The sequence below is a fragment of the Pseudomonas sp. 1121_17 genome (assembly GCF_052850745.1).
Genome location: NZ_VXCX01000004.1, coordinates 22,482 through 38,840 on the forward strand (window position 1 = coordinate 22,482; position 16,359 = coordinate 38,840).

At 62.6% G+C, this 16,359-nt stretch carries 15 protein-coding genes; 4 read left to right on the forward strand and 11 right to left on the reverse strand.

Translation table 11 applies throughout. From position 1 onward, the window contains the following. Position 1 precedes the first annotated feature (1 nt). The 7 genes from FW789_RS10310 to FW789_RS10340 form a co-directional block, all read right to left on the reverse strand. Positions 2 to 1,129 carry an acyl-CoA dehydrogenase gene (locus FW789_RS10310; protein WP_103436794.1) on the reverse strand — a complete coding sequence of 376 codons (1,128 nt, stop codon included), beginning with the start codon at positions 1,127 to 1,129 and terminating at the stop codon, positions 2 to 4. A gap of 8 nt (positions 1,130 to 1,137) precedes the next feature. Next, entirely contained in the window at positions 1,138 to 2,331 is a 1,194-nt protein-coding gene (locus FW789_RS10315) for an acetyl-CoA C-acyltransferase (RefSeq protein ID WP_103436793.1), read from the reverse strand. A 12-nt stretch (positions 2,332 to 2,343) separates the two neighbouring features. Further along, complete coding sequence (locus FW789_RS10320; RefSeq protein ID WP_411561921.1) at positions 2,344 to 3,111, reverse strand: SDR family NAD(P)-dependent oxidoreductase; 768 nt, start codon at positions 3,109 to 3,111, stop codon at positions 2,344 to 2,346. A gap of 169 nt (positions 3,112 to 3,280) precedes the next feature. Next, positions 3,281 to 7,819 carry an NEL-type E3 ubiquitin ligase domain-containing protein gene (locus FW789_RS10325; RefSeq protein WP_446431411.1) on the reverse strand — a complete coding sequence of 1,513 codons (4,539 nt, stop codon included), beginning with the start codon at positions 7,817 to 7,819 and terminating at the stop codon, positions 3,281 to 3,283. A 92-nt stretch (positions 7,820 to 7,911) separates the two neighbouring features. After that, a complete protein-coding gene (locus FW789_RS10330) occupies positions 7,912 to 8,226 on the reverse strand; it encodes a hypothetical protein (protein WP_207072725.1) in 315 nt (104 codons plus the stop codon). A gap of 79 nt (positions 8,227 to 8,305) precedes the next feature. After that, positions 8,306 to 9,328, reverse strand: a complete 1,023-nt coding sequence (locus FW789_RS10335) for an AraC family transcriptional regulator (RefSeq protein ID WP_446431412.1) — start codon at positions 9,326 to 9,328, stop codon at positions 8,306 to 8,308. Positions 9,329 to 9,485: 157 nt separating this feature from the next. Next, positions 9,486 to 10,349: a LysR substrate-binding domain-containing protein gene (locus FW789_RS10340; protein ID WP_103436789.1), complete on the reverse strand. Its 864-nt coding sequence runs from the start codon at positions 10,347 to 10,349 to the stop codon at positions 9,486 to 9,488. Between the two features lie 112 nt (positions 10,350 to 10,461). Here FW789_RS10340 and FW789_RS10345 point away from each other — a divergent pair, with 112 nt between their 5' ends. After that, positions 10,462 to 11,592, forward strand: coding sequence for a 2-aminoethylphosphonate--pyruvate transaminase (locus tag FW789_RS10345; protein ID WP_446431413.1), 1,131 nt, complete (start codon positions 10,462 to 10,464; stop codon positions 11,590 to 11,592). Between the two features lies 1 nt (position 11,593). Then, complete coding sequence (phnX, locus tag FW789_RS10350; RefSeq protein WP_103436787.1) at positions 11,594 to 12,421, forward strand: phosphonoacetaldehyde hydrolase; 828 nt, start codon at positions 11,594 to 11,596, stop codon at positions 12,419 to 12,421. 8 nt (positions 12,422 to 12,429) lie between these two features. Here phnX and FW789_RS10355 read toward each other — a convergent pair whose 3' ends face one another. After that, positions 12,430 to 12,990, reverse strand: a complete 561-nt coding sequence (locus tag FW789_RS10355; RefSeq protein WP_101318278.1) for an NADPH-dependent FMN reductase — start codon at positions 12,988 to 12,990, stop codon at positions 12,430 to 12,432. Between the two features lie 157 nt (positions 12,991 to 13,147). Between FW789_RS10355 and FW789_RS10360 the strand changes: the two genes are divergently transcribed. After that, complete coding sequence (locus tag FW789_RS10360; RefSeq protein ID WP_103436786.1) at positions 13,148 to 13,366, forward strand: hypothetical protein; 219 nt, start codon at positions 13,148 to 13,150, stop codon at positions 13,364 to 13,366. 51 nt (positions 13,367 to 13,417) lie between these two features. Here FW789_RS10360 and dnaQ read toward each other — a convergent pair whose 3' ends face one another. From dnaQ to FW789_RS10375, 3 genes are read right to left on the reverse strand one after another with little or no spacing between them, the layout of a single operon-like run. Next, positions 13,418 to 14,161, reverse strand: coding sequence for a DNA polymerase III subunit epsilon (gene dnaQ, locus FW789_RS10365; protein ID WP_224785558.1), 744 nt, complete (start codon positions 14,159 to 14,161; stop codon positions 13,418 to 13,420). A 58-nt stretch (positions 14,162 to 14,219) separates the two neighbouring features. After that, positions 14,220 to 14,672, reverse strand: a complete 453-nt coding sequence (rnhA, locus tag FW789_RS10370; RefSeq protein ID WP_101318230.1) for a ribonuclease HI — start codon at positions 14,670 to 14,672, stop codon at positions 14,220 to 14,222. A 23-nt stretch (positions 14,673 to 14,695) separates the two neighbouring features. After that, entirely contained in the window at positions 14,696 to 15,472 is a 777-nt protein-coding gene (locus FW789_RS10375) for a class I SAM-dependent methyltransferase (RefSeq protein WP_103436784.1), read from the reverse strand. A gap of 84 nt (positions 15,473 to 15,556) precedes the next feature. Between FW789_RS10375 and gloB the strand changes: the two genes are divergently transcribed. Further along, the gene (gene gloB, locus FW789_RS10380) at positions 15,557 to 16,336 is read left to right on the forward strand and encodes a hydroxyacylglutathione hydrolase (protein ID WP_207072723.1); all 780 of its coding nucleotides are present in this window, start codon (positions 15,557 to 15,559) and stop codon (positions 16,334 to 16,336) included. Positions 16,337 to 16,359: the final 23 nt, after the last annotated feature.

Here is a 16,359-nt window from a genome sequence, read left to right on the forward strand (position 1 = left end):
TTCAAAGGTTGCGCGCAATGACCATGCGCTGAATGTCGCTGGTGCCTTCGTAAATCTGGCAGACACGCACGTCGCGGTAGATCCGCTCAAGCGGGAAGTCGCTCAGATAGCCATAACCGCCGAGCGTCTGCAAGGCATCCGAGCAGACCTTTTCGGCCATTTCCGAGGCGAACAGCTTGGCCATCGATGCTTCCTGCAGCGCCGGCCGGCCGGCGTCGCGCAACGCTGCGGCGTGCAAGACCATCTGCCGGGCGACGGCGATACGGGTAGCCATGTCGGCCAGGCGGAAGGCAACGGCCTGATGTTCGATCAGTGGCTTGCCGAAGCTGAGCCGCTCGCGGGCATAGTCTCGCGCCACCTCGAAAGCCGCCCGAGCCATGCCGACCGCTTGCGAGGCAATACCGATGCGGCCGCCTTCGAGGTTGGCCAGGGCAATCTTGTAGCCCTGCCCCTCCTCGCCCAGCCGGTTGGCCAGCGGTATGCGCACATCGTCGAAGACGATCTGGCAAGTGTCGGAGGCATGCTGACCGAGCTTTTCCTCGACCCGAGTGACCTGGTATCCAGGCGCATCGGTAGGCACGATGAACGCACTGATACCGCGCTTGCCGGCAGCCGGGTCGGTGACAGCAAACACGATCACCACCCCGGCATTCTGGCCGGACGTAATGAACTGCTTGCTGCCGTTGAGTACATAGTGGTCGCCATCCAGCCGTGCTCTGCTTTTCAGGCTACTGGCGTCAGAGCCGGCCTGCGGTTCGGTCAGGGCAAAAGCGCCCAGCATGGCGCCGCTGGCCAGCGGTTGCAAAAACTGCTGCTTCTGTTGCTCGCTGCCGAACTTCAGGATTGGCACGCAGCCCACCGAGTTGTGCACGCTCATGATCGTCGAGCAGGCGCCGTCGCCGGCGGCGATTTCTTCCAGCGCCATGGCGTAGGCGACGTAGCCGGTATCGCTGCCGCCCCATTGCTCGGGCACCAGCATGCCGAACAGACCAAGTTCGGCCATCTCGGCAATCGCCTCACGGGGGAAGCGGTGCTCCTTGTCCCACTGTTCGGCAAACGGTTTGAGCCGTTCCTGGGCGAAATCTCGTACCGCATCGGCGATTTGTTGTTGCTCGTCAGTTACCAGCATGGTTCACCTCAGTAAAGACATTCAACGGCCATCGCAGTCGCTTCGCCACCGCCAATGCAGATCGCCGCCACACCACGGCGCAGGTTGTTCTGGCGCAGAGCCGATAGCAGGGTCACCAGAATCCGCGCGCCAGAGGCACCGATCGGATGGCCGAGCGCGCAGGCGCCGCCGTGGACATTGACCTTGTCATGGGGCAGATCGAGGTGCTGCATCGCCGCCAGGGTAACCACGGCAAAGGCCTCGTTGATCTCGAACAGATCGACCTCGGCCAGGCTCCAGCCAGTGCGTTTGAGCAACTTGTCGATGGCGCCGATCGGTGCGGTGGGGAACAGTGCCGGTGAATCGGCGAACGCTGCATGGCCGTGGATTACCGCCAGCGGGGTGAGGCCACGTTGTTCTGCCTGCGAGCGACGCATCAGCACCAGTGCCGCCGCGCCATCGGAGATCGAGCTTGAGTTGGCTGCGGTAACGCTGCCGCCCTCGCGAAATGCCGAGCGCAACTGCGGGATCTTGTCCAGACGCGCCTTGGGCGGCTGTTCGTCGTCGCTGATCAGCCGCGTCTGCTTGCCTTCGGTCACTTCAACGGCAACGATTTCAGCAGCGAAACGGCCCTCTTTGATCGCTGTTTGCGCGCGGGTCAGCGAGGCGATGGCGAAGGCATCCTGGGCCTCGCGGCTAAAGCCACCGGCCTGGGCACAGTCTTCGGCGAAGGTGCCCATCAGGCGGCCTTTGTCGTAGGCATCTTCGAGGCCGTCGAGGAACATGTGGTCGAGCATCCGACCATGGCCCATGCGGTAGCCACTGCGGGCCTTGTCCAGCAGGTACGGCGCATTGCTCATGCTCTCCATGCCGCCAGCCACCACTACCTCGGCGCTGCCGGCCAGCAGCAGGTCATGGGCAATGATCGCAGCCTGCATACCTGAACCACACATCTTGTTCAACGTGGTGCAGGTGGTGCTTTTATCCAGGCCTGCGCCCAGCGCTGCTTGGCGGGCCGGGGCCTGGCCGAGGCCAGCCGGCAGCACACAACCAAACAGCAGTTCATCAACGCTGGCCGGGTCTACCCCGGCGCGCTCGACGGCGGCGCGAATGGCCGCGGCACCCAGTTGCGGTGCGGTCAGGCTCTTCAGATCGCCCTGCAAGCCGCCCATGGGCGTGCGCACGGCACTGATAATGACAATTGGATCGTTGGCGAGGGTCATCTGTGCTTCTCCTTAGCGGGCAGCCATGCGCAGGGCGCCGTCGAGGCGGATCACCTCACCGTTGAGCATGCTGTTTTCAATGATATGCAGGGCCAACGCGGCGTACTCTTGGGGGCGACCGAGGCGCGGCGGGAACGGCACGCCGGCGGCCAGCGAGTCGCGCACTTCCTGGGTCATGCCGGCCATCATCGGCGTCTCGAAGATGCCTGGAGCGATGGTCATTACGCGGATACCAAAACGCGCCAGTTCCCGTGCAGCAGGTAAGGTCATGCTGGCCACTGCGCCCTTGGATGCGGCGTAGGCGGCCTGGCCGATCTGGCCGTCGTAGGCGGCAACCGAAGCGGTATTGATGATCACCCCGCGCTCGCCGTCGGCATCCGCCGCCGTTTCGGCAATCGCCGCAGCGGCCAGGCGCAGCATGTTGAAGCTGCCTATCAGGTTGACGTTGATGACCTTGGCGAAACTGGCCAGGCCATGCGGGCCTTGCTTGCCGAGGATTTTTTCAGCACCGACGATACCGGCGCAGTTGATCAATCCGTGCAGGCTGCCAAAGGCTGCGACAGCTGCAGCCACTGCGGCCTGGGCGGCTTGTTCGTCGCTGATGTCAGCAACCGCGAAATGGGCATTGCCGCCAAGCGCGCTGGCCTTGGCCGCAACGGCCTCGGCATTTAGGTCGACCAGCATGACGCGTGCGCCGGCTCCGATCAGCGCCTGCGCGGTGGCAGCGCCAAGCCCGGAGGCTGCGCCGGTGACGACGAAATGTTTGCCTTGTACTTGCATGAGGAGGTTCCTTGCTGGTGTCGACTGCACGCGGTCCAGGCGGGCTGGGCCGGCAGTACACATCGTCGAACTGCTGAGTTGTTGTTGGGCTGCAGTACGACGATGTTCACGCCGCTGTCCTCAGGCGGCAATGGCCAAAACTGTCAACTCTGCTGACTGATCTGAACCATCAAGCCCGGGTCGGCGCAGTGCTGCTCAGGCGCGCCGCCTCCTGCTCCAACACCTCCCGGGTCAGTTCAAGGCTCAACGCCTGCAGCGCGGCTTCGCGGGCGTCCCTCAGATCCTGCCAGCGCTGCGTGTAGACCTGGCTGGTCAGCTGCTCGCGCTCCTGATCCAGGGCCTCACCTTGGGCTGCATAATCGGCGCTGACAGCATCGAACGCGGTGTCGTGCCGCTCACGCAGATAGGCTTGCCAGAAATCCCGCTGGCTCAAGCTGACCGCTAGCGCTTCCTGCGTTTCGGCTGCCCGAACTACACCCAAGGCGGCAGTGATCTGATCGGCACTGACCGCAGCTGCCGTTGCGTAATGCATGCTAAGCGGCTGCATCGGCAAATCCAGCTCGGCACTCAGTTCAACCCGGTAGTACAGCAGGACCTCTATCTCGTCCACACCGCGCTGCGACCTGACTCGCTCGGCAATGTCGGCCCGGGCAAACTGATCTAGCCGCTCCAGGCGAAACAGTTGTCGGTTCAGATGGATCAGGCGGCCAGCACGCTCATGCAAGGCACCTTCGCGATTGGCTTGAGCAACCCGGACCTGCAACTGCACTGCGCTGAAACGTTCGGCTATACCATCAGCGCAGGTCTGGCTGTCCTGCATGTGGGCGAAGATTTCTTCACGCAGTTGCGAGTCGCCTTCCAGCGCCGCCACAACTGCCCAGACCTGCTCCGCGAGGTACGAATGATGACTGGCGAAGTCGGATGTAGAGCGCAGTTGCCCCAGCAGCTCGAACAGGCTCGAACTGTGCGGCATGGCAATCAGGGTGTCCCATTGCGCCAGGCGCGCCGCGCGGTCTTGTGCGGCCACATTGGATATCCAGACGGCACTGCCGCTGCTCTGCGGCTCATCCAGATCTTGCTCAGCCTCGGCAAGCGAGTGCAGACGCTGATAGTCCTGAACGCTGTAAAGGCGCACAACCTCTTCGCTTGGCAGTGGGTTACGCTCAAGCTGAAAAGCACGCCGGTAAGACAGCGGCATCATCATGATATCGTCGGGCAGCGCCGGCACCTGATTGTCGCGCAGGTCGACGTACTCGAGAAAACCACACAGTTCCAGTCCGAATGGCCAGATTCCAAGCTGGCAATGACGCAGCCGCAGCTCGCGCAGGTGGGACAGATGATTAAAGCGCAGTTGCAGGAACCCCAGCGGATTGTAGCTGAGGTCCAGCTGGGTCAACCGGGGAAGGCGGCTAAGCATGGTCAGGCTGTCGGCAGTCAACCGGACGCGGTTGTGGGCAAGACGCAGCACTTCAAGGTCGACGAGATAAGCCAGCCCGCGCGGTAGGCTCAGCAATAGGTTGCTAGTGAGGGTCAGGCGGCGCAGCCGTGGAAATGCCCGAAGAAATTCCACCGGGACGGTGTCGATCTGCAGTTCATTCATTACAAGCTCGGCAACATGCCTGAATTGCACATCCGACGGAAACGCCGGCAGTGTGCGGGCCGGGAAACCACTGAGGTCCAGCCGCATGCTCGCCTGAGCGCCTTCGCGCAGGTCCACTGACTCACCCTCCAGTCGCCATGCCCGGCGCAAGTTATCGCCAAACTGCCTGCGCAAACGACTTCGTGATGTAGCAAGTTCCGCGCTTTGCCACTGGTTAAGGCAGGAATCGAGCGCTGCATAGGCGCGCTCCTGTTGAAGCAGCAACGCCATCGGCGACCCTGGCGACTGCATCAGCACTTGCAGGTACTCTGTGACCTCAGCGTCATTGAATCCTGGATACAGCGCGCGCACACGTGCGCGCAGGACTTCAGCGGGGGATCGCGGCAGCCCTTGGCCGCGGCCGCTCAGCAGGTAGCCGACACGGCCATCGGCGAGGCGCCGGCCGGGGTTGAACCACGGTGCCTGCGCCTGCCAGCCAAGCAGACTGTGCAGGCCACTATCGGTCACTGGCAGCGCTACAGTGGCAGCGACCCGCAGACGATCGGCAGGTGTGGCTTGTGGATTGGGCAAGCGCTCAAGCTGCGCATCTGTAAGCAAAGCGCTGATGGCCTCGAAGAACCCCGCAGGCTCGGCGACGTCCTCCTCGCGCTGCAGACCTTGGCTGGTGTAAAGCCGCACACGCCCCTGGTGCAGTGCCAGCACGGTGCGCTCCGCCTCTGCTCCCTGGGGGTTGAGGATCGACAATAGCCGTCCACTCTCGCTGCCTTCTCGCAGTTCCAGATTGACCGCAACCGGCCAACCAGGCATACGCCGCAGCAAGGCGATGACCAGCTCGCCCGTATCATTACTGGCCGCGTTAGCCAGGTACAACCCCTCTATGGCGCGGTTGAGCCGAGCCAAGCCGAGTAAAGCGCGGGCACGTTTGGCCAGCGCCAGCGGCAACCGCCCCTCACGCTCGGCCACTTGCCGTTGCACCTGGCTGGCATCGCGCACTGCAGTCTGTGCATAGGCGGGAGGCAGGCCGGGGAAGTCCCGACGCATGATATTGAGCAACGCATCATCGGGGGGCAGCACAACGTTGCTGAGGTGGTCGAACAGGCCCTTGCGCAGGCGCACCTCCTGATCGAGCAAGGCCTCACGCAGGGCATCGGCGTCAAGCCCGGCCATGCCCGGTTGGGCCAGGCACCAGGCCTGGATCTGTGCATCGCTGGCGACGTCGCCGTTGCCAGCCAGGCTGACAAAGAAGCGCTGGGTCCGTGCGTCGGCGTCGAACCGGCGCAAGGTTTCGCGCAGGTTAACCGGCAGCGGCCGATTGGCGACCAACAGGCCACGCAGTTCTTCCTGATCGATCCTGGCGACCTGCATGACCCGCGCGGCTTGTGCGGCATCGATTGGCGGATCCTGAGGCCACAGCCGTTCGAGCATGCGCGCACTGTCATCCCACTCCAGCGGCCGCTCCAGACGCAGGCGCCAGCCGCGCTCACCGTTGAATTCGACTACCGGACCGAAGGCGCCTTCACGCTGCGGGTGACGCAGCCGCCACGGGCCATCAGGTGTGGGACGATGGACCTCGTAATAATGCTCGTCGTGCCTCATCCAGCGCTGCTCGCCACTGCCGTACAGGCCGTCTGCTTGCAGGCCGCTGTCATCCGGACGCACCCGGTACTGGCTCAAGTCTGCCGACCACAGGCGCATTTCGCCGTCACCCACCGTCACCGGCTCGAGCCCCTGGACAAACTCGCTACGGACAAAACCGCGTGCCACCAGCGCTGCGCCGCCGGCAATCGCAGCCGTTACCGCCACCGTCTCGGCCACACCCAGCATGTGCTCGAGCGCTTCGTGCTGATGCCCATGCAGCCAGTCAACGCTGCCTTCGTAGACCTGTGACAGGGTTTGCACCACCAACAGCCCGAGCAGCAATGCGCCGACCCCGGGAATGAACAAGCCGGCCAGGTTGACCAACCCCAGCCCTACCTCCTCCCAGGTCTGCAAGCGCTGCGCACGGGCTTGCCGATCAGCCTCGGCCGTCGGCACCAGCAGCAGCCGCGCATCCTCATGAATGCGTTGCACTTGCTGATTGACCAAGTCGACGAATATCCCATCCTGCGGGGTGACCCCCTCAAGCGCGAGATCCGGTGTCTGGTCACCGAGCCGTTTGGCCAGGGTGGTGAGGAAGGCTGGACGCTCGCTCAGGGCAATCATATGGCTGATACGCTGACGACCGGCCGGGTCGCGTAATTGGCTCAGCAGCTCGGTCGACAACGCATCCCAATCGGCGAAGCGCTGCAGCGCACGCTTGGGATCACTGGGCAGGTAAAGCAGCAGGCCGTGGTCTTCGCCGTCGACGCCGCGCAATTGGATCACCAGGGCATCGCTGGCCGTACAACCAAGAATGCTCAGCAGACCGGCAAAACCGCGCAACCCTTGTTGGTTGGAATCGTGATGCCCGCGTGCAACTTCTTCCAGGGCGATCTGTTCGGCAGCGCTGATTTCGCCTTTCAAGGCCGCAACTTCGACTGCAAGCTTCAACCCGGCTTGCTTGTCGGCTACCAGCATGGCGCAGGTGGCGGTGTTGAAGACCTTGTCCAACTGCTGCTGATACTGCGCACCGACGTCAAGCGCACGGCAGGCTGCCGCCAGCGCCACGGGGTCACCGGAAAGCACTTGGTCGCTGCCGGTGGCGACCAGGCCACTGCCCTGCAGGACGCTGTCATCAGGATGGAAGTTCTGCATCAGGCGCAACAGGCCTGGCTCGCGGACTATGTTCGGGACGTAAAATGGCCACTGCGTCCCCGGCAGCCTACCGAACTCGCGGCGCACCTCCCGCCATTGCAGGTCTTCGATATTACTACCGGCAGGCAGCTTGCCGGCCAACAGCGCTGTGAACTGGGTCCGCACAAACGTCTGCAGAGGGATCAGATCCAGCGTCGCGGCGCGCACACCTTGTTGGCTTTTGCGGTACTGCTTGAAGCGGTCACGCAGGCGATTGATCTGGCTGGGGGAAGCGCGCTTGAGCCAGTCAGGAAGAATGCCACCGATGAATTCATCGGTGGCATTGGCCAGACGTAACGTCGTGCTGTCGGCGGGTGCGAGCGGTTTCGGAGGCATTGTGCAGTCCTTTGTAGAAGAGCCGCCAAGTTGCTCCGAGGCACATGCACAGGGGCAGCGGGAAGCGCTGTCTACCAAGCCTTGCCAGCTGCTCAGTCCCCGCCGATTTCTTCCAATGCCTCTTTGCTCAGGCGCAGCGCCAACGCGTCGATCGCCGCCCTGCGCTCTTTCGCCAAGTCATTGACCTGTTCCAGGTAGCGCCCCTCGCGGCGATGCAGTTGCGGGCTGAGCTGATCCAGCCTCGCCCAGAACGGTGCCTCGACCTCACTGAGAAGCACGGCCCAGACTCTGCGCGCAAGGTCTGCCTGGGTCAGGCGATAATCGCTGGTACCGGTCAACCCGCCGAGCAGCGCGAAGAAGTCGCCGCTGGTTCTGCGGTCGGCCTCCGGCAGCGCCTGAAGCCACAACTCGCAGGTCGGCCACCTCCAGCAGGCCGCACCAATCCAGATCGACCGGCACTGCCTGCAGGTTGGCCCCAAGGTGGAATCAGTGACTGACGTAGCGGGTTTGAATCAGCGTCCGATAATGCCCGGGGTTACAGCCAAACCACTTGCGAAAGGCCTTGTAGAACGAGCTGGCGTCGGCAAAACCGAGCCGCTCGGCGATTTCGTCCATGGCATGGTCGGCATCCGCCAGCCACACCATAGCCAGCTCGCGCCGGGCGCTGTCCTTGAGGCCTTGGTAGGTCTGCCCCTCTTCGGCAAGGCGCCGGCGCAGGGTCGACGCGGAAACGTGCAGCCGCCGCGCCAGGCTTTCGGCGTCAGGCCAATCGGCTGGCGGCGCTTGCAGCAGGTCACTGCGGATACGCCGGGCCAGGCTTTCCGGGTCGCGGTATCTAACCAGAATATTACCCGGCGCCTCGGCCAGGAAACGCTGCAAATCATCCATCGTGCGTTTGACTGGCCACTGCAGGCAGTCGGCTGGAATCATCATCCGCGCGCGTGGCCTCTCGAACTGCAGGCTGGGCGAAAACATCACCCGGTAGTCTTCGCAGTACGGCGGCTCGGCACAAGGCAGGTCTATTGCCAGAATCGGGATGCGTCGACCGGCCAGCCAGCAGCCGACGCCATGCACGATCATCCAGAAAGTGAAATACATGAAGGCCCGACGCGGTTGTGGACGCGGCTCATGCAGGATGATCTCTGCCAGCCCATCCTGCTGTTGCAACACCGGCTGCAGGTCCTGAAGCATCAGTGCCAGGAAGTCCAGCACACTCTGCAGGGCTGCGCCAAGGGTAGGCTGAAGCATGCTCGCGCGGCAGGCAAATGCCAGGCTGCCGCGTGGCAGGCCGCGCGGATCCATGGCGAAGAACTCATCGTTGCAGCGGCGTGCCAACAGGCGCCAAAGGCGTGCATAGGCGTTGGCTGCGACCCGCGCATCAGCCTGCTGCAACTGCCCTGGATCGATCCCGGCGCGTGTCAGTACAGCCAACGCTGCATCACCCTCTGGGCAGGTCTGCAGCAGCGCCTCGCGCACCATTTGCATGGAGATGGTGTCTTTCTCGCTCATGGCTTGCCCGTCAATGACTACTGCCGGCCATCTTAGGCCGGCAGCAGAAAAAAACCAGCCCGCTCAAGTGCGCGCAGCATCGACTTGGCGAACTGCTGGCTTCACTGGCCAGCGCTGCGCGGGTCAGCTCAAGGGCCCGGGCCGTGACGGCCGCGCTCTAAGGCGCTGGTGCAAGCGCCAGGAATGCCTGGATCAGGCGCAGCTCGCGGCGCCGTTCCAGGCAACCAAGCATGTGCTGGTTAAGTAGCCCTTCTGCTGCCATTGGCCGTGTCACTACCCGCGGATCGTGCGCCACCTCCATTGACGACACGATGCCAATACCGAGCTGCGCCGCGACCGCTTCGGTCACGGCTTCGCGGCTGTCCAGTTCCAGTAGAACCCTTGGCTGTACCCCCGCTCGCAGGCACGCCTGGTCAAACGTTCGTCGGGTGATCGAACTGGGTTCGCGCAGCACCATGATCTGCTGGTGCAGAGCGCTCAAAGCCAACGGATCAGGTGCGCTCGCCCAAGGATGCGCAGCCGGCAGTAGTGCACACAACTGCGAATGACCGAGGCTGCGCAGATACAGGCCCTTGCGCGGCTCGACCTCAGTCAGCACTGCGACATCAGCATGTTCGCTAAGTAGCGCTGCCAAGGTTTCCTGGGCGTTGCCCAAGCGAAGGTTAACGGTGATTCCGGGGTAGCGGGCGCGCAGTTGCGCGAGCATCGGCATGACCCGGTGCGGCCCGTCGGCGGCGACTTCAAGACGCCCGGTCAACAACTGGCGATTAGCCTCGAGCATGGCCTGGGCTTCCTCGGCCAGGCCGAACATCGCGCGGGTAATGGCCGCCAGCCGCGTGCCTTCTTCAGTCAGTTCCACCCGTCGGGCGGTACGCCGCAGCAAGGTGATCTGGTAGTGTTCCTCCAGCGCCTTGACGTGCCCGGTCACCGCCGGCTGGCTGATGAACAGACGTGCTGCGGCGCGGGTAAAGCTGCCTTCACGGGCAACAGCATCAAACGCACGTAACTGGAACAGATTCATAGCTATCGGCCTGACTTATGGCTGGCATAACAACAAACAATTTGATTGATAGCACGCCCAATTGCAACCTTGACCTCGCAGTCTCAGCCCACCGCTTGCGAGGATTCACGCAATGAGCAATGCCCCGATTCTGCTGACCCCCGGCCCCCTCACTACCTCTCTGCGTACCCGCCAAGCGATGCTGGTGGACTGGGGTTCCTGGGACCGTGATTTCAACCAGCTGACCGCCAGCGTCTGCGAACAGTTGTTAGCCATTCTCGATGCCAGCGCCAGCCATCACTGCGTACCGTTGCAAGGCAGCGGCACCTTCGCCGTGGAAGCCGCCATCGGCACGCTGGTACCGCGCGACGGCAAGGTGCTGGTACTGATCAACGGCGCCTACGGCCAACGGCTGGCCAAGATCTGCAAGGTGCTCGGCCGCCGTTACAGCACCTTCGAAACCGCCGAGGACCAGCCCACCACTGCCGCCGATGTCGAGCGCCTGCTGACGGCAGATGCCGAACTGACCCACGTGGCGCTGATCCACTGCGAGACCAGTACCGGCATCCTCAATCCACTCAAGGCGATTGCCGATGTGGTGCACAGCCACGGCAAGCGCCTGATCATCGACGCGATGAGCTCGTTTGGCGCACTGCCGATCGACGCTCGTGAAGTGCCATTCGAGGCGCTGATCGCCGCTTCCGGCAAATGCCTCGAGGGCGTCCCCGGGATGGGCTTCGTGTTCGCTGAAAAAACCGCCTTGGCAGCCGCCGAGGGTAACTCTCAATCGCTGGCCATGGACCTGTACGACCAGCATGCCTACATGGCCAAGACCGGCCAGTGGCGTTTTACCCCGCCTACCCACGTGGTCGCCGCCCTGCACGAGGCACTCAAGCAATACAACGAAGAAGGCGGCCTGCAGGCAAGGCACCAGCGTTACGCCGACAACTGCCGGACATTGCTCAACGGTATGGCGGCGATCGGCCTGCGCAGCTTCCTCCCAGCCGCGATTCAAGCACCGATCATCGTCACCTTCCACGCCCCGGATGATCCGCGCTACCGGTTTCAGGACTTCTATGAACGGGTCAAGGCCAAAGGCTTCATCCTCTATCCGGGCAAATTGACCCAGGTCGAAACCTTCCGCGTTGGTTGCATCGGTGCCGTCGGTGCGCAGGGCATGCAGGCCGCAGTCGATGCCGTAGCTCAAGTGCTGCGGGAAATGCAGGTGCACACCGGTACTCAACTCTTGAGCGAGGCTCTGTGACATGAACTACACCAACCCAACCCGCCTGCAAGCCGCCATCCTTGACTGGGCGGGTACCGTGGTCGATTTCGGCTCGTTTGCGCCCACGCAGATCTTTGTCGAGGCATTCGCCGAGTTCGATGTCGAAGTGTCCATTGAAGAGGCCCGCGGCCCGATGGGCATGGGCAAATGGGACCATATCCGCACCTTATGCGATCAGCCGGCAATTGCCGAGCGCTACTCCAAGGTGTTTGGCCGCACACCAAGCGATGATGATGTGACCGCCATCTATGAACGCTTCATGCCCCTGCAGATCGACAAGATCGCCGTGCACTCGGCGCTGATACCCGGGGCTCTGCAAACGCTGACAGGGCTACGTGCAGGTGGCCTGAAGATAGGATCGTGCTCGGGTTACCCCAAGGTAGTCATGGACAAGGTGGTCGAGCTGGCCAAGCGCAACGGCTACGTTGCCGACCATGTGGTAGCGACCGATGAAACGCCCAATGGCCGCCCTTGGCCGGCGCAGGCGCTGGCCAATGTGATTGCCTTGGGTATCGATGACGTCGGTGCTTGTGTCAAGGTTGATGACACCGTGCCAGGTATCCTCGAAGGCCGCCGCGCCGGAATGTGGACAGTGGCGCTGGTCTGCTCAGGGAATGCCTTGGGGCTGACCTGGGAGGAGTACCAGGCGCTGGATGCGGGCACGCTGGCGCGTGAACGGCAGCGGATCCACGCACTGTTTGAGAGCGCGCGACCGCACTACCTGGTCGACACCATCAACGATCTCCCCGAGGTCGTTGCCGATATCAACCAGCGCCTGGCCAAAGGCGAAATGCCCCAGTCCGCGTAGGAGCGGCGTTATACCGCGCGGTTGAGCTTCACCCAAGCTGCAAACTTGTCGATGAATGCCTGCAGGAAGGGCCGAGTCTTGTCATTGAGCTTGCCGGCATCATCGAACAGGGTCGCCGCCCCGCCGATATAGGCCTCGGGCATCTGCATGCACGGCATATCAAGGAACACCAGGCACTGGCGCACCGCATGGTTGGCGCCAAAGCCACCCACTGCACCGGGCGAAACGCTCACCACAGCCGTTGGCTTGCCGCCCCAGGCACTTTGCCCATAAGGCCGCGAGCCAACATCAATGGCGTTCTTCAAGCAACCGGGCAGCGAGCGGTTGTACTCCGGTGTGACGAACAGCACTGCATCACTACGCTTGATCTCGTCACGAAAACGCTGCCAGGGCTGCGGCGCACCGGCACTCTCTACATCTTCGTTGTACAGCGGCAAATCGCCGATCTCGATGATCTTCAAGCTGAGGCTGGAGGACGCCAGCTCACCCAGGGCCTTGGCCACCTTGCGATTGTAGGAATCCTTGCGCAAGCTGCCGACTACAACTGCTACCGAATACACCTGGCTCATGGCGTTTTACAACCTCTGCTGGTTGATGGAGTTAGTAGTTATAGATGACCGTTTTTCGCCGCCGAGGTTTTTTTCCCATTGCAAGAAAACTTCCCGGCGGTTTCACTGGTCTATGACTGCAGACATTTCTCCAATTTTTCAGAGGTTTCCCCCCAAAATGGCAGCAGTACTGGTCGGCCAATTTCACGCCCGTGACGCCGAAGGCCGAATCTACCCCGTGCACGAATTCCAGGAATCGACCTTTCAGGACGACGGCAGTGTCCATGGTGAACCGATTACCAGCTATCGACTGGCTATTGGCGATCGCGTTCGGCACCTGGGTGAAGATCGCTTCGAGCTGACCCAGAGTGGCGTCGAGATCATCCGCATTCCCTGATTCAGCCTTGTGGCAACCAGCAGGCCACGGAGGGCCCGCACGCAGGCCTGATCAGGCCTCGCTCAAGCTCTGCCACAGCGCCGGGCCGCCGGCAGACTTGGCCACCGCCGCCAGACGCTGAGCATGAGCCTCCAGCTCTTCAGCAGAAGCCATCAACACAGGCTGTGGCTGACGCCCGACGATCCGGCGAATCTCACTGCCGTCACTGTCCCTTCCCTCCTCGCCATCAGCACCATGCCCAGCCAGCGACAGGCTCGTCTGGCCACCGGTCATGGCCAGGTAGACATCCGCCAGCAATTCCGAGTCGAGCAACGCGCCGTGCAGCTCACGCCCGGAGTTGTCGATACCGTAGCGTTTGCACAAGGCGTCGAGGCTGTTGCGCTGGCCTGGGTGGCGCGAACGCGCCAGCATCAGGGTATCGAGGATGCCGCAGTGTTTGGAGATGTCGGCGCGATCATGCTGGCCAAGCAGGGCGAATTCGTTGTTTATGAAGCCAACGTCGAACGCCGCGTTGTGGATGACCAGCTGCGCGCCCTGAATGAAGTCGAAGAACTCGTCAGCCACTTCAGCGAAGCGCGGCTTGCCAATCAGGAATGCGTCGGTGATGCCGTGGACACCAATCGCGCCCTCGTCACTTTCGCGGTCAGGCTGCAGATAAACATGGAAATGTCGCCCGGTCAGGCGCCGGCCCAGCACTTCAACGCAACCGATTTCGATGATCCTATGGCCCTCGCCGACCGGCATGCCGGTGGTTTCGGTATCGAGGACGACGTATCGGGTGTTCTGCTGCTCCACGGGCGGTGGCTCCAACTGCTACGACAAAAAAGAGCCGGGAGTATACCCCAGCGTCGGATTACTTGTGACGCGCGCGAACTTCGTCGACGCCGCGGTTGGCCAACTGGTCGGCGCGTTCGTTGCCATGGTGGCCGATATGCCCGCGCACCCATTTCCAGGTGACCTTGTGCCTGTTGACTTGCTCATCGAGTTCGCGCCACAGGTCGGCGTTTTTCACCGGTTCCTTGGCCGCGGTCTTCCAGCCGCGCTTCTTCCAGTTGGCCATCCATTCGTTGATGCCTTTCATGACGTACTGCGAATCGGTGGTCAGCACCACCTCGCATTCACGCTTGAGCGCCTTGAGGCCCTCGATGGCCGCCATTAGCTCCATGCGGTTGTTGGTGGTTTCCAGCTCGCCACCCCAGAGTTCCTTTTCCACGCCCTTGTACACCATCAGCACGCCCCAGCCGCCAGGGCCCGGATTGCCCTTGCAGGCGCCGTCGGTAAACATCTCGATGCTTTCTTCGCTCATGTACTGCCTTAATTCGCTGTAATTTATCGACCCGGATGATGGTCGCGGTTGGCAGGGTCGCGATTGACCTTGGCCAGGGGCAGCGGCAGCAGTTTGCCCATCGGCTCACGCCGGGCCGGTTGCAGTGGCCGCAGACCGACTACCATCTTGCGCGCTATCAGCAGGTAGACGCCGCCACCTGACATCTGCCAGCCACCTGCTACCCGCTCCCACCCGGTGAGGCGCTGCTGCCAGGCCGGTGAAGCAAGCGGCGGACGATAACAGCCGAAGCGGCGTTTCTCCAGCGCAAAGCCGAGCAGGTTGAGCCAGTCACCGACCCGCGACGGCGGGATGCACCGTGCCTTGCGCAAGGCGCCTTTGCTGAACAGGTGGCGCATGCCCCAACTGCTCCACGGGTTGATACCGACGATCAGCAGATGGCCACCCGGACGCACCGCACTGGCGGCCTGGCGCAGCAGGCCGTGAGGCGACAGGCTGAAGTCCAGCCCGTGCTGCAGCACCACGACGTCCGCCGCATGTTCGGCGAGCGGCCAGGCCTGTTCTTCGCAGACGATTTCAACCCCGGGCAACGGCGCACCGAGGCGCACATTGCGATGCACCTGCTTGGCATGCGGCGGCACCTCCGCCCCTGGCCCGTAATGCACCAGATAACCACCAAAAAAACGCGCGAGTTCAGTTTCAAGCAACTTTTCTTCTTCGCGCAGCATCAACTGCCCAACAGGGCCTTGAAACCATTCGCGGGCCAGGCTGATCAGCTCGACCCATTCAGGGTCGGCCTGGGCAAAGGCTTGGTCGGTCATTGCGTCTTCCCTCCAAGGTTCTCCCGCCGCGCCATCGCGGCTAAGATGCCCTTATGTCCCACGGCAGATGATTCGGATCCGCACATGATACAGATCGATGCACTACCCGCTTTCTCTGATAACTACATCTGGTTGTTACAGGATACTGCCAAACGCCACTGTGCGGTGGTCGATCCTGGTGACGCCCAACCGGTGCTGGACTGGCTTGAGGCCAACCCAGGCTGGGAGCTGAAGGATATCCTCATCACCCATCACCACCACGATCATGTCGGCGGCGTAGCCGAACTCAAACGGGCCACCGGGGCGCGGGTCAGCGGCCCGGCCAGCGAGCAGATCCCAGGCCGTGACCTGGCGCTCGAAGACAACTCCCAGGTCACCGCGCTGGGGCTGACCTTCGAGGTGCTGGCGATGCCCGGGCACACCCTTGGCCACATCGCCTTTTATACCGCACAGACGCCGACACCCGTGCTGTTCAGCGGCGACACGCTGTTTGCCGGCGGTTGCGGCCGTTTGTTCGAGGGCACGCCTGCGCAGATGCACAACTCGCTGGAGCGCCTCGCCGCCCTGCCTGACGCCACCGAGGTCTACTGCGCCCATGAATACACCCTGAGCAACCTGCGCTTTGCCAAGGCCGTCGAACCGAGCAATGCGGATGTGCTCGCGCGCTTTGAGGAAGTGGCCAGACTGCGCGCAGATGGGCGCATGACGCTGCCTTCCAGCATTGGCCTGGAACGCCTCACCAACCCTTTTTTGCGTACCGCAGAAACATCCGTTAAACAAAAAGCAGACGAATGGAAGGGACATTCAAACGAAGGCCAAGCTGCTGTTTTTGCTGCCTTGAGGTCTTGGAAAGACGGCTTCTGATAACCTCAAGATATATCGTAATT